This is a genomic window from Kribbella flavida DSM 17836 (assembly GCF_000024345.1).
Classification (GTDB): domain Bacteria; phylum Actinomycetota; class Actinomycetes; order Propionibacteriales; family Kribbellaceae; genus Kribbella; species Kribbella flavida.
The window spans coordinates 5792171-5805595 of the sequence record NC_013729.1 but is presented as its reverse complement, the minus strand read 5'-3'; the positions used below and the strand labels follow the sequence as shown (position 1 = coordinate 5805595).

Genomic DNA, 13425 nt, shown 5'->3' with positions numbered 1-13425 from the left:
CCAAGTCTCTATTTGAGTCCGGTGATCGCTATGCCCTTGGTGACGTGGCGCTGGAACACCAGGAACATCACCAGCACCGGCACCACGACCACGACCGCGCCGGCCATCAGCAGGCCGAAGTTCTGCGCGTTCTGTCCGGTCGAGTACAGCGCCAGGGCGACGGGAAGGGTGTACTTGTCCTCGGTCTGGGCGATCACCAGCGGCCAGAGAAAGTTGTTCCAGGAGCCGAGGAAGGTGAGGATGCCCAACGTGGCGAGCGCGGGCCGGGTCAGCGGCAGCATGATCCGGGCGAAGATGCCCAGCTCGCTGGTGCCGTCCACCCGGCCGGCGTCCATCAGGTCGTCGGGCAGGCCGGAGAAGAACTGCCGCATCAGGAAGACGCCGAACGGCGACACCAGGAACGGCAGGATCAGGCCGGGATAGCTGTTGGCCAGCCCGGCGTTGGTGACGAACACGAACAGCGGCACGAAGGTGACCATGCCCGGCACCATCAGCGTCGCCAGCACCAGCACGAACAGCGCGTTGCGGCCCTTGAACCGCAGCTTGGCCAGCGCGTACCCGATCATCGAGCAGAAGGCCAGGTTGCCCGCGGTCACCACCAGCGCGACCAGCGTCGAGTTGAGGAAGTAGCGCGGGAAGTTGGCCTTGTTGAACAGATCGTCGTAGTTCTGCGTGGTCGGCGCCTGCGGCAACCACGTCGGCGGCACCCGGAGCAGTTCGCCCTGGGTCTTGAAGCTGCCCAGCAGCATCCACACGAACGGCGCGGCGACCGCGACCAGACCGAGCACGGCGATCAGGTAGATCCACCAGGTACGGCGCATCACTTCTCCCTCAGCAGCCGGAACTGGATGAAGGTGATCACGGCGATCACCACGAACAGCAGGTAGCTCATCGACGTGGCCAGCCCGTAGTTGCCGAACCCGAACTGCTGGTAGGTGTACATCGACACCGAGACGGTCGAGTTCAGCGGGCCGCCCTGGGTCATCACGAACGGCTCCTCGAAGAACTGCAGGTAGCCGATCCCGGTGGTCACGCTGGTGAACAGCAGGGTCGGCCGCAGCAACGGCAGGATCAGGTACCGGAACCGTTGCCACGGGCCCGCACCGTCGATCTGGCCGGCCTCCTCGACGGTCTGCGGGATGCCCTGCAGGCCGGCCAGGAAGATGATCATCGCCGAGCCGAAGTTGCGCCAGACCGCCATCGCGATCAGCGACGGCATCGCCCAGGTCTTCGAGGCCAGCCAGTTCGGCCCGTCGATGCCGACCCAGCCCAGCACGGTGTTCACCAGCCCGGCGTCCGGCGACAGCACGAACCGCCAGATCACCGCGATCGCGACGATCGAGGTCACCACCGGCAGGTAGTAGCCGACCTTGAACAGCGCCTGGAACCGCTTCACGCCGCGGTCCAGCAGCACCGCCGCCGCCAGCGCGACGGCCAGCGTCAGCGGCACCCCGATCACGACGAAGTACGCCGTGTTGAACGCTGCCTGGCGGAAAGTCTCGTCGGACAGCGCCTTGAGGTAGTTGTCGAAGCCGACCCCGTTCACCGCGAACGGCGTCCGCAGGTCACGCTGCTTGATGTCGGTGAAGCTCATCCCCAGCGACCCCAGCACCGGCCCGGCCGTGAAGGCCAGGAACAGCGCCACGAACGGCAGGACGAGGATCCACGCGGCGGCGGTCTCGCGCCTCAGTGATCGCATCGGTTCAGCTGCCGGTCCCGATCGACGCGGCCTTGGCCTGGATCGCCTTCGCGGTCTGCTCCGGCGTCTGTCCGGCCTTGGCCATCTTCTCGATCTCGGCGTCGAACGCGGTCGCCACCTGCTCCCAGCTGACGATCGACGGCGGCGCCTTCGCGGTCTCCAGTTGCTTGCCGAACACCGGCAGCAGCGGGTCGCTCGCGATGCTCGGGTCCTGCCAGGCGCTCTGCACCGCCGGCAGGTCGGTGGACAGCTTGAACCACTCGGCCTGGGTCTTGGCGTCGGACAGCCACTTCACCAGCTTCCAGGCGCTGTCCTTGTTCTTGCTCGCCTTGAACACGACGAAGTTGCTGCCGCCGACGAAGGAGGTCGAGGTCTGGTTCTTCGGCAGCTCGAAGACGCCGATGTTCTGCTTGATCTTGTCGCCGCCCAGCTTGGCGATCGAGCCGGCCATCCACGGGCCGGAGATGAACATCGGCACCTGGCCGCTGACGAACTGCGCCTCGGTCTGGTTCGGCGGCAGGTCGGTGCCGGCCAGCTTCTCGGTGAAGAACGACTGGTAGTACTTCAGCCCCTCCTGCATCTGCGGGGTGTCGAAGGTGAACTCCTTGTCGTCCTCGGTGGTCACGCTCGCCCCGGCCGACCAGGCGAACGGCATCACCGTCTGCCAGGACCCCTGCCCACCGGGCTGCAGGTTGATGCCGTACTTCGCGCCGGCCTTGTCCTGCATCGCCTTCGCCATCGCCTTCAGCCCGTCCCAGTCGGTCGGCGGACTGGTGATGCCGGCCTTGGCGGCCAGGTCCTTGCGGTAGTAGACGACCCGCGTCTCGACGTACCACGGGACGCCGTACTGGACGTCGCCCACCTTGGTGGTGTCCAGTGCGCCGGGGAAGAAGCTCGCGCTGTCGATCCCGGCCGGGGTCGGGTCGAGCGCGTCCAGGTCGGCGAACTCACCCATCCAGGTGGTGCCGACCATCGCCGCGTCCGGCACCGACTGGGCGGTGATCGCGGTGGTGAACTTGTTGTGCGCGGCGTCCCACGGGATCGGCGTGACGGTCACCTTCACGCCGGGGTTGGCCTGCTCGAACGCCTTGGTCAGCTTGGGCAGGTTCTCGCCCTCGGTGCCCATCGCCCAGACGGTCAGGTTCCCGGTGGCGGGGTCGCTGCCGATGCTGGTGGTGGCCTGCGGGGCCGCCTTGGGGGTGTCCTCGGACCGGCCGCAACCGGACAGCGCCAGCGCGGTGGCGGTCAGAACGGCGCCGCCGGTCACCAGCCGGCGTCGGGTGGTCTGGGTGATCATGCTTGGTCTCCTCAGTCGGTTGCTGCTGTCCCTGCTGCATCCCCCGATGCCGTGCCGCAGCTGTCCCGCAGCACGAGTTCTGTCGGCAGTACGTCGTTGCGCGCGCGGGTGCGTTGCCCGGACACGCGTTCGTGCAGGCGCTGGGCGGCCAGCCGGCCCAGCTCGGCCATCGGCTGCCGCACGGTGGTCAGCCCTGGCGACACGTACCGCGCCGCCATCACGTCGTCCCACCCGGTCACCACGATGTCGCCGGGGACCTCGAGCCCGCCGGCCCGTAGCCGTTGCAGAGCGGCCAGCGCCAACTCGTCGTTGGCGCAGACCAGTCCGTCCGGCCCGGCGGTCTTTGCTGCGAGCAACTTCGCCGCGAACTCGCCGCCGGCCGCCTCCGTCAGCGGTACCCGCTCCGGCTCCGGCACCTCCAGACCCCGGGCCGCCAGTGCCTTCGCGAACCCCGCGTAGCGTTGCGACACGTCGTACGAGCTGGCCGGGTCGCCGACGAACAGCAGCTTGCGCCGTCCGTGGTCCAGCAGCCTGGTCGCCAGGCGCTCGGCACTCGGCGCGCTCTCGGTCCGGACCGAGTCGCACCCGGTCACCGGTGGGTGCGCGACGACGACCACCGGCACCTTCGTCCGGCGCAGCTCCTGGATCGCCGCCAGGCCGAGCGCGTTGCCGTGCACAACGAGTCCGTCGACCCGGCCGGCCAGGTCCCGCACGCTGCGCAACGGATCCGGGTTCCCGTGCGTGACGGTCAGGACAACGCTCTGGCCGTGCTCGCCGGCCCACCGTTCGTAGCCCATCAGCAAGTCGCCGTAGAACGGGCCGGCCAGGTCGGGCAGCACCAAGCCGTGCGCCTCGTGGCGTTGCACCGCCAGACTGCGAGCGGCGCGCAGCGGTACGTAGTTCAGCTCCTGCGCCGCCTGGTCGACCCGGGCCCTGGCCTTGTCCGACACCGGTCCGGTGCCCTGCAGGACTCGCGAAACCGTGGCGATCGACAGCTGTGCCAGCGCAGCGACGTCGTAGATCGTCGCCGGCCTGCCGGTCGGTCCGGACGGCATCCGCGGCCTCCTCGGGGGTGAGTGGAAGCGCTTACAGTTTTCGACCCTGCCCTGTTCCGGGGCGGTTGGTCAAGGGTTCAGGGCGTCCGGCCGGAGGTTCTGCGACGATGGAGCGGTGACGACACACGCAGCGTCAGCGGAGCGGAAGGACCGGCTCTGGCTGGTCCGGCACGGCGAGACCGAGTGGAGCAGGTCGGGGCGGCACACGTCCACCACCGACCTCCCGCTCACCCCCGACGGCGAGCGGATCGCGGCCGAGCTGAAGCAGCGGCTCACCGGTCACGACTTCGACCTGGTGCTGACCAGCCCGCGGCAACGCGCCCGGCGGACGGCCGAGCTGGCCGGCTTTCCGGACGCCGAGATCGACGACGACCTGGTGGAGTGGGACTACGGCGACTACGAGGGCATCACCACCGCGCAGATCCGGGAGACCGTGCCCGGCTGGACGGTGTGGGCGCACCCGGTGCCGAACGGTGAAACTCCCGCCCAGGTGGCCGCCCGGCTCGACCGGGTCAACGCCCGGATCGCCGCGGTCGACGGCGACGTCCTGGTGTTCGGCCACTCGCACGCGCTGCGCGCCCTGACCGCCCGCTGGCTCGAGCTGGACGTCACCGAGGGACGGCACTTCGTCCTGAACACCGCGACCGTCTCCGTGCTCGGCTGGGACCGGGGTTCTCCGGCCATCCACCAGTGGAACAGCTGATCAACTGTCCGGCGCCCACTCGTAGAGGTCGATCGTGCAGTACTGCCGGAAGCCGAGGCTCTCGTAGACCGACCGACCGGCCGGCGAGGAGCCGAGCACGGCGTACTGCGCGACGTCGGCGGCCGCGCGGACGGCGTACCGGGTGATCGCGGCGCCGATGCCCTGCCGCCGGGCCTCGGGCACGGTCATCACGAAGTAGACGCCGGCGACGCCCGGGGTGAGGAAGACGGTTGCCGTCGCCACCGGTACGCCGTCGAGCGTGCCGAGGTAGTGCCGCCAGGGATCGTCGAAGCCCTCGTGCCGGTACACCGAGGCGACCCAGTCCGCCTCCTTCGGCCCCTCGCCGAAGCCGCGGCCGAGCGTCGCCGCCCAGACCGCCAGGCTCTGCTCGTCCAGCACCCGGGCGATGCGGAGATTGCCGGGACCGGTCGGTTCGTCACTCAGGACGGCCGGCTCGACGGCCATCCCGGGTTCGCTGCCGCCGTAGGTGAAGCCCGCGGCCAGCAGCCGGTCACCGAGGTCGCGCGGCCGCGTCGACGGTCCGACGTGCCAGCTGCCGGGGACGCCGTACGTGCGCAGCAGGCGCAGCGACTCGGCGATCGCCCGGTCGGCCTCCTCCGCCGTCAGGTCGGCGGCGACGACGGCGTTGTGGTAGTCGATCGGCGAACCGCCGAGGGTCCAGCGCAGGCCAGGATCGTCACGCTGCGTCCCGCCGCCGGCCCGGCCCATCGCCAGCAGCAGTTCGGCGGTGTTGTGCTCGATCGCCCGCACCGGTCCGTTCTTGTCCATCGTCGGAGTATCGCCTGGTCCCGGGTTCGCGGGTCGTGGCTGCGGTGCCGGACGGTGCCAGGTATTGTGTCCGCGCCCGCGGTGATGGGGAGGCGACGGCGTGCACTTCGCGCTGCCGGACAGCCCTGCCGCCCGAACAGGCGCAGTTGCTGGACAGGGTTAAGGGGCCACGGTGAGTGACGAGTTGTTGCTGACGATCGACGTCGACGATCGCGGTGCGGATGTGGTGGCGAAGGTCACCGGTGAACTGGACTTCGGGACGACCCCGGAGCTGCTCGAGGTCGTCGAGCCGCTCGCGGCGTCGGGACGGTCACTGGTGCTCGACCTGGTGGACCTCACCTTCTGCGACTCCAGTGCGCTGAGCGCGCTGGTGCGTCTGCACAAGACCGCCGCCGCGGCGGGCGGCGCGTTGTCGCTGGCCCGGCTGCGCCCGCAGGTCGAGGCCGCGATCACCGTGACGATGCTGCACCGCCTGCTGGAGATCCACGCCGAGGTTCCCAGCGTGCACGGCGGCTCCGGCCGGTCGTGATCGCCGAGCTGTCCGTGGCCGAGCAGCCGCGGGGTGGCTACGACTTCGCCGCCTTCGGTCTGTCGGACATGGTCCGGATGGCCGCCGAGCTGCGGACGCTCGCGGAGGCCGCCGACGGGTTTGTGCCGGCGGCGGAGGGCGTGGTCCGGCATCTGCGGGACGGTTTCCTCGACGAGAACGGTGAGCCGGTCCTCGAGGTGGTCCGGCTGCTGTCCACCCGGCGGTTCGCCGACCTGGACGACGAGCAGCAGCGGATCGCGCGGAGCCGCACGGAGGGCGTGGCCGACCCGGACCTGCGTTGCCTGACCCTGGACGCGAGCGCGGGCCGGCGCCCGGTCTGGAACGACCGGACCGCCTCCCGCGTGCACCGGGTCGTCCCGCTGATCTCGACCGAGACGGTGACCACGGCGCCGCTGATCTCGGCTCTGGTGTCCGCGCTGGGTCTGCGGGCCGAGGACGTGGTGGCCGGGTCGGTCCGCGCCGAGCACGAGCGGTTCGGGGTGTTCCACGTCCAGCAGGCGGTCGGCAGCGAGCGGCTCCCGGACCAGGACTTCGTCCGCGACCACGACATCGCTTCGGTGCTGGGCTTCGGCGGGGTGCTGCCCGGCGGCAACGTGTTCTGCGTGGTGATGTTCTCCCGGGCGACCATCCCGGTCGAGGCGGCGGACCTGTTCCAGCCGGTGGCCGTCAGCGTCCGGGCCGGCTTGCTGACCCACGCTCACAACGGTTCGGGCCGGCTCGGGCTGGAGGCACAGCGCGACGCCCTGCGCGAGCACCTGCGGGTGCTGGAGGAGTCGTCGCGCACCCAGGCAGCCGAGCTGGAGGACGCCGTCCGGCGGTTGCAGGCCGAGGCGGCCCTGGTGGACACGTTGCAGGTGGTCGGGCGCCGGCTGACCGCGCAGCTGGACCTGGACACCCTCGTCCAGGACGCCACCGACGCCGCGACGAAGGCCACCGGCGCGGAGTTCGGGGCGTTCTTCTACAACCTGGTGAACCAGTACGGCGAGTCGTACACGCTCTACACCCTGGCCGGCGTGCCGCGCGAGGCCTTCGCCCAGTTCCCGATGCCGCGCAACACGGCGGTCTTCTCGGCCACCTTCGACGGGCACGGCACGGTGCGCTCCGACGACATCACCATGGACCCGCGGTACGGCCGCAACGCGCCGTACTACGGGATGCCCGCGGGGCACCTGCCGGTGCACAGCTACCTGGCGGTGTCGGTGATCTCGCCGTCGTCGCAGGAGGTGCTCGGCGGGTTCTTCTTCGGCCACTCCGAGATCGGCCGGTTCACCGCCCGGCACGAGCAGCTGGCCGAGGGCATCGCCGGGTACGCCGCGATCGCGCTGGACAACGCCCGGCTGTTCGCCCGGCAGCGGCGGATGGCGACCGAGCTGGCCAGCAGCATGCTGCCGACCGTGCCGCGCATCGCCCACCTGGAGATCGCCTCGCGCTACCTGCCGGCCGCGACCGGCTCCGAGGTCGGCGGGGACTGGTTCGACGTGATCGAGCTGCCGGCCGGCCGGACCGCGTTCGTGATCGGCGACGTCGTCGGCCGGGGCGTCACCGCGGCCTCGGTGATGGGCCAGATCCGGATGGCGGTGCGCTCGTACGCGCTGCTCGACCTGCCGCCCGCCGACCTGCTGCAGCACGTCTCCCACCTGGCGGAGACGACCGCCGGCGCCACCTTCGTCACCTGCCTGTACGCCGTGCACGACCCGGTGGACCAGTCGCTGACGATCGCCAACGCCGGCCACCTGCCGGCCGTCCTGATGGCGCCCGGTGAGCCGGCCCGGCTGATCGGGGACGGGCTGGGCATGCCGCTCGGTGTCGGCGACACGTTCCTGCAGCAGCAGACCGCGTTCCCCCCGGGGGCTCGGCTGACGCTCTCCACGGACGGGCTGGTGGAGAGCCGCCGGCGTACGGTCGTTGACGGCCTGAAAGCCCTCGTGGCGGGGCTGGAGGAGCTGTCCGGCGAGCTGGATCTGCAGGCGGCCTGTGACCAGTTGATCGACCGGCTCACCGATCACGAGCACGACGACGACGTGGCGCTGCTGCACGTGCACCACCTCGAGGGTTACCGCCGGACGGCCTCACTGCCGCTGACCGCGGACCCGGCGATCGGCGCGCAGGCCCGGGCGTTCGTCCGCGACAGGTTGACGGAGTGGGGCCTGGCCGACGTGATCGACCGCGCACTCACGGTGACCGTCGAGCTGGTCAGCAACGCGGTGCGTCACACCGGTGAGCCCGGAACCCTCCGGCTGCACCACGACGGCACCCGGTTGACCGTCGACGTGGCCGATCACGGCGCCACCACGCCCCGCCTGTTCGAGCCGTCCGTCGAGGAGGAGCAGCACCGCGGTCTGTACCTGGTGAACGCGTTCGCGGCGCGCTGGGGGACCCGCAGTACCCCCGACGGCAAGGTGGTGTGGGCGGAGATTGTCACGCAACCGGCAAAGCATCGGTAGACTCGCCGCCATGCGAGCGTCTGGACTGGTCGACCACGTGCGCGGGCTGGGCGCCCACGATCACGTGTGCTGGCAGTACGACGCGCCCGCGGACTTCCAGGAGCGGGTTCGCGAGTTCCTGGTTGACGGCCTCGCGAGCGGGTACCGCGTCTGGTACACCGCTCCGGGCGATGTCTCGGAGCTGACCGAGGAGCTGCGTGGCATCGACGGGATGGATTGGGCGTTACGGTCCGGCGCTGCCCGGGTGGCATCGCTGGACACGACCTATCCGGTGGGATCCGTGATCCGGCCCGAGGACCAGGTCGAGACCTACGCCGCCGCGACCGACCAGGCGCTGGCCGACGGTTTCGCCGGCCTGCGGGTCGCCGCGGAGGCCACCCGCCTGGTGCTGAGCGCGGAGCAGCTGGACGCCTTCGCCCGGTACGAGTACCTGATCGACCGGTACATGGCCGATCGCCCGTTCTCCGCGCTGTGCGCCTACGACCGCAACCAGCTGGCGGACACGGCGATCGCGCAGCTCGCCTGCCTGCATCCCAACACCAACGCGGTCGTCGACTTCCGCCTGCACGCCGCCCCCGGCGGAGCCCCTGCGCTCACCGGTGAGCTCGACGTGCTGAGCGACGACCTGTTCGCGTTGGCGCTGGAGCGGGCACAACTGGAAGCCGCGAGCGACCAGGTGGTCCTCGACGGCACCGGACTGACTTTTGTCGACCATGCCGGTCTGGTGCGCCTGTCCAGGCACGCCGCCGACCGCGGTGTCGACGTCGTACTTCGGACGTCGTGGCCGGGAGCCTCCCGGTTGGTGGAGCTGCTGCACCTTCCCCGCGTCCGTGTGGAGGCCGCATGACCACGACTGCCACCAGACCGACCACTGGTTTCGTCCATCCGGCGCTGTTCTACCGCACCGACCAGGAGTACACGGACAGCCTCGTGCAGTTCATCACCGAGGGGCTCGCCCTGGGCCAGCCGGTGGCGGTCGCAGTGCCCGAGTCGAGGCTCCGGCTGCTGCGCGAGGCACTCGGCGACGCCGCCGCGGACGTGACCTTGATCAACATGGAGCAGGCCGGCCGCAACCCGGGGCGGATCATTCCCACCGTGCTGCGCCGATTCGCCGACGACCACGCCGACACGCACGTCCGCATCATCGGAGAGCCGATCTGGGCCGGCCGCAGCGAGCTCGAGTACCCGGCCTGCGCCCAGCACGAGGCACTGATCAACCTGGCATTCGCCGGCCGCGACGTCACGATCGTCTGCCCGTACGACCTGTCCGCGCTGGACGACCGAGTCGTGGACGACGCCCTGCTCACGCACCCCGTCGTCTGGGAAGGCGGCCGGAGCTACCCGAGCGACAAGTACGCGCCGGAGGCGATCGTCGCCCGGTACAACGAACCGCTGGACGAACCCGACAAGCCCGGGGACGTCGCGGTTCTGCCGATCAGCAAGTCGATCCGGCTGCGGGACGCCCGCAAGTTCGCCGGCGAGCACGCCGAACGCCTGGGCCTGCTCGGCGACCGGATGGCCGACCTGCAACTGATCGCCACCGAACTGGTGGCGAACAGCATCCGCCATGCCGACGGCGAAGGTGAGCTGCGGATCTGGCGCGACGCCAACCACCTGGTCTGCGAGGTCAGCGACAGCGGACGGCTGACCGACCCGCTGGCGGGCAGGATCCCGGCCGACCCGGGACAGTTGAACGGTCGCGGCCTGCTGCTGGTCAACCAGATGGCCGATCTCGTCCGCACCCACACCGACGAGCACGGCACGACCGTCTACGCGTTCATCGCCCTGGACGCGCCCCCGCTCAACTGAACCGAACGGCTCGTCGCTCACTTCCGGGTGTCAGCCCGGCAGGGCGTTCCACTGCGCGAGGGTGGAGGCGAGCAGCGTCGTGGTAGGCAGGTTCTCGAACTCCTCCCGGCTGACGAAGCGGGCGTCCGACGCGTCGTCCCCGGCCGTCAGGCTGCCGCCGACCGCCTGCGCCTGGTAGTCGCGGATCACGTACAGCCGGTTCCGCGGGCCCTCCCGCTCGACCTCGCCGACCAGGTCGCCGACGACCACCTCGAGCCCGGTCTCCTCGGCCACCTCGCGGGCCACCGCGGCCGGGTCGTCCTCACCCGGCTCCACCCGTCCACCCGGCAACGACCACAGGCCCCGGCCCGGCTCGTTGGCTCGTCGGACCACCAGCAGCCGCCGTTGCTCGTCGTACACGAGCGCACCCACACAGTCGACCCGTTCCGGCTCCATGCACAAAAGATAGGGGCCAGGACGCCCGGCCGCACCCGGCGGTGGACGACGAGCGCGGTTCCCGCGGCCCGCCCGGATAGCATCAGCGCTGACAGATGTCCAGAGAAGGGATCCCGATCACCCGTGCGCATCGACCTGCACACCCACTCGAACCGCTCGGACGGCACCGACCCGGTCGACGTCCTGATCGCGCACGCGAAGCGGGACGGCCTGGACGTGATCGCGCTCACCGATCACGACACGGCCGACGGCTGGGCGGAGGGCCGGCGGGCCGCCGAGCAGCTCGGCATCGGGTTCGTCCCCGGGATCGAGATCTCCTGCAAGCTGAACGGCATCGCCGTGCACCTGCTCGGCTACCTGCCCGACCCGTCGTACCAGCCGCTGGCCGACGAGCTGCGCATCGTGCGCGACGGCCGGACCGACCGGATTCCCTCGATCGTCGCCCGGCTGAACGGGCTGGGCGTCGCGCTCACCGTCGACGAGGTGCTCGCCCAGGCGACCGGTACGCCGTCGGTCGGCCGGCCGCACGTCGCCGACGCGCTGGTCGCCAACGGCACCGTCGCCGACCGCGGTGAGGCCTTCGACCGGTTCCTGGCCGACGGCCGGCCCGGGCACGTGTCGCACTACGCGATCGACCCGGGCCGGGCGATCGACCTGGTCCGCGAGGCCGGCGGCGTGCCGGTGGTCGCGCACCCGTGGGGCCGGTCCAGCCGCAAGGTGGTCACCGCCGAGACGATCGCCCAGCTGGTCGACGACCACGGGCTGGCCGGTATCGAGGTCGACCACCAGGACCACCCGCCGCAGGCACGGGAGACGCTGCGCGGCATCGCCCGCGACCTCGGCATCATCTACACCGGTTCCAGCGACCACCACGGGATCGGCAAGATCGACCACGAGCTCGGCGTGAACAGCACCGAGCCGGAGCAGTTCGAGCGGCTGCTCGAGGTGGCGAAGGCGAACGCCGCGGCGAGCGCCACGACCGGGCCCGAGGTCTACCTGCCGTGAACGACCTGATCAACCTGGCCCTGCTCAGCGAGGTCTTCGTCACGCTGTTCGTGATCATGGACCCGCCCGGCACCGTGCCGGTGTTCATCTCGCTGACCGCCGGGCAGTCCCGCGCGGTCCGGAAGAAGGCCGCCTGGCAGGCGGTGCTGGTGGCGTTCGGCGTGATCGTGGTGTTCGCCGCGTTCGGGCAGCAGATCCTGCACAACCTCGGCATCACGCTGCCCGCGCTGCAGGTCGCGGGTGGTCTGCTGCTCCTGCTGATCGCGCTGCAGCTGCTGACCGACACCGCCGAGGACCCGGTCCAGACCAAGAACGCGAACATCGCCTTCGTCCCGCTCGGTACGCCGCTGCTGGCCGGGCCGGGCGCCATCGTCGCGACGATGGTGTTCGTGCAGCGTGCCGACGGGTCGTTCCGGGACGTGGCCGCGATCTCGGTCGGCATCGTGCTGATCCACCTGGTGATGTGGCTGACGCTGCGGTTCTCCGGCGTGATCATGCGCATCCTCGGCGAGAACGGCGTTCTCCTGGTCACCCGGATCGCCGGTCTGCTGCTGAGCGCGATCGCCGTCCAGTTGGTCGCCGACGCGGTCGCGGACTTCATCCGGGCGGGCTGACACCGCTGCGCCGCTCGGGCCGGGGGAGCCGGTCCTGGCCGGGGACATCGCAGTTGACGCCCGGCGGCGGACCGGCGTACCGTCGCTCTCCCTTCCCTTTGACAACGGCATGCTCCGCGTGCCGCCACAGTGGTGTCCGAACCCCCGGGTCCGTCAGGATCCGGGGCAGTTCAGCGTGCCGCTGTGCCTGCCGGTCACCACCTTCTCGAACGAGTTAGGAGGTCACGGTGGGCGTCTACTGGGCGATCGCGGTCCGGTCGTTCCGCCGGTTCTCGACGTACCGGATCGCCACCTTGTCGGGCGCGTTCACCAACACGGTCTTCGGGTTCATCTTCTGCGGTGTCTACCTGACGCTGTGGGAGCAGCGGCCGAACCTCGGCGGGTACGACGTGACCGACGCGCTCACCTTCGTCTGGCTGCAGCAGGGCCTGCTGATGCCGATCGGGATCTTCGGCGCGAGCACCACCGTCGAGCTCGGCGAGCGGGTCCGGACCGGCGAGATCGCGGTCGACCTGTACCGGCCGACGCACCTGATGTGGTGGTGGCTGTCGGTGGACGCCGGCCGGGCCGGGTTCCAGCTGATCGCCCGGGGCGGCGTACCGCTGCTGGTCGGGTCGCTGGTGTTCGATCTTCGGTTCCCGTCGTCGGTCCTGCAGGGGCTGGCGGTCGCCGTCGCGTTGTTCTTCGGCATCGTGGTCAGCTTCGGCCTCCGGTACCTGGTCGCGTTGTCCGGTTTCTGGATCACCGACTCGCGCGGGCTGGAGAACCTGGCGCTGATGCTCTCGCTGTTCTTCTCCGGCACGATCCTGCCGCTGGTGGTGTTCCCGGGCTGGTTCGGGGAGTTCGCTCGGGCGACACCGTGGGCGGCCACCATGCAGGTGCCGATCGACGTCTGGCTCGGGCAGGACGCGCCGGTCCAGGCACTGGCGTTCCAGCTCGGCTGGCTGGTGGTGCTGCTGGTGGCGGGCGGGCTGGCGACCGTGCTGGCTACCCGGAAGGTGGTGATTCACGGTGGCTGATGGTTC

Annotated in this window: 14 protein-coding genes; 8 read left to right on the top strand and 6 right to left on the bottom strand. The window is 70.5% G+C overall.

The window, feature by feature from the left end; genetic code table 11:
• Window positions 1-8: 8 nt before the first annotated feature.
• From KFLA_RS26695 to KFLA_RS26680, 4 genes are read right to left on the bottom strand one after another with little or no spacing between them, the layout of a single operon-like run.
• Complete coding sequence (locus KFLA_RS26695; RefSeq protein WP_012922954.1) at window positions 9-821, bottom strand: carbohydrate ABC transporter permease; 813 nt, start codon at window positions 819-821, stop codon at window positions 9-11.
• Complete coding sequence (locus KFLA_RS26690) at window positions 821-1699, bottom strand: carbohydrate ABC transporter permease (RefSeq protein ID WP_012922953.1); 879 nt, start codon at window positions 1697-1699, stop codon at window positions 821-823. Before KFLA_RS26690 ends, KFLA_RS26695 begins: the two co-directional genes overlap by 1 nt.
• A 4-nt stretch (window positions 1700-1703) precedes the next feature.
• A complete protein-coding gene (locus tag KFLA_RS26685; RefSeq protein ID WP_012922952.1) occupies window positions 1704-2996 on the bottom strand; it encodes a sugar ABC transporter substrate-binding protein in 1293 nt (430 codons plus the stop codon).
• An 11-nt stretch (window positions 2997-3007) separates the two neighbouring features.
• Window positions 3008-4051, bottom strand: coding sequence for a LacI family DNA-binding transcriptional regulator (locus KFLA_RS26680; protein ID WP_012922951.1), 1044 nt, complete (start codon window positions 4049-4051; stop codon window positions 3008-3010).
• Window positions 4052-4166: 115 nt separating this feature from the next.
• Here KFLA_RS26680 and KFLA_RS26675 point away from each other — a divergent pair, with 115 nt between their 5' ends.
• Complete coding sequence (locus KFLA_RS26675) at window positions 4167-4754, top strand: histidine phosphatase family protein (RefSeq protein WP_012922950.1); 588 nt, start codon at window positions 4167-4169, stop codon at window positions 4752-4754.
• Here KFLA_RS26675 and KFLA_RS26670 read toward each other — a convergent pair whose 3' ends face one another.
• Window positions 4755-5543 (bottom strand): GNAT family N-acetyltransferase, encoded by a 789-nt coding sequence (locus tag KFLA_RS26670; protein WP_012922949.1) that lies wholly within the window; start codon window positions 5541-5543, stop codon window positions 4755-4757.
• Between the two features lie 172 nt (window positions 5544-5715).
• Between KFLA_RS26670 and KFLA_RS26665 the strand changes: the two genes are divergently transcribed.
• The 4 genes from KFLA_RS26665 to KFLA_RS26650 are packed head-to-tail and all read left to right on the top strand — an operon-like array spanning window position 5716 to window position 10346.
• A complete protein-coding gene (locus KFLA_RS26665) occupies window positions 5716-6072 on the top strand; it encodes an STAS domain-containing protein (RefSeq protein ID WP_012922948.1) in 357 nt (118 codons plus the stop codon).
• Complete coding sequence (locus KFLA_RS26660; protein ID WP_012922947.1) at window positions 6069-8537, top strand: ATP-binding SpoIIE family protein phosphatase; 2469 nt, start codon at window positions 6069-6071, stop codon at window positions 8535-8537. Before KFLA_RS26665 ends, KFLA_RS26660 begins: the two co-directional genes overlap by 4 nt.
• 10 nt (window positions 8538-8547) lie before the next feature.
• Complete coding sequence (locus KFLA_RS26655; RefSeq protein WP_012922946.1) at window positions 8548-9384, top strand: MEDS domain-containing protein; 837 nt, start codon at window positions 8548-8550, stop codon at window positions 9382-9384.
• Window positions 9381-10346 carry a sensor histidine kinase gene (locus KFLA_RS26650; RefSeq protein ID WP_012922945.1) on the top strand — a complete coding sequence of 322 codons (966 nt, stop codon included), beginning with the start codon at window positions 9381-9383 and terminating at the stop codon, window positions 10344-10346. Before KFLA_RS26655 ends, KFLA_RS26650 begins: the two co-directional genes overlap by 4 nt.
• Before the next feature lie 30 nt (window positions 10347-10376).
• Here KFLA_RS26650 and KFLA_RS26645 read toward each other — a convergent pair whose 3' ends face one another.
• Window positions 10377-10781, bottom strand: a complete 405-nt coding sequence (locus KFLA_RS26645) for an NUDIX hydrolase (protein ID WP_012922944.1) — start codon at window positions 10779-10781, stop codon at window positions 10377-10379.
• 123 nt (window positions 10782-10904) lie between these two features.
• Between KFLA_RS26645 and KFLA_RS26640 the strand changes: the two genes are divergently transcribed.
• From KFLA_RS26640 to KFLA_RS26630, 3 genes are all read left to right on the top strand, one after another.
• Window positions 10905-11786 (top strand): PHP domain-containing protein, encoded by an 882-nt coding sequence (locus tag KFLA_RS26640; RefSeq protein WP_012922943.1) that lies wholly within the window; start codon window positions 10905-10907, stop codon window positions 11784-11786.
• Entirely contained in the window at window positions 11783-12400 is a 618-nt protein-coding gene (locus KFLA_RS26635; RefSeq protein WP_012922942.1) for a MarC family protein, read from the top strand. Before KFLA_RS26640 ends, KFLA_RS26635 begins: the two co-directional genes overlap by 4 nt.
• Before the next feature lie 227 nt (window positions 12401-12627).
• The gene (locus KFLA_RS26630; protein ID WP_012922941.1) at window positions 12628-13419 is read left to right on the top strand and encodes an ABC transporter permease; all 792 of its coding nucleotides are present in this window, start codon (window positions 12628-12630) and stop codon (window positions 13417-13419) included.
• The last annotated feature ends 6 nt before the right edge of the window (window positions 13420-13425 follow it).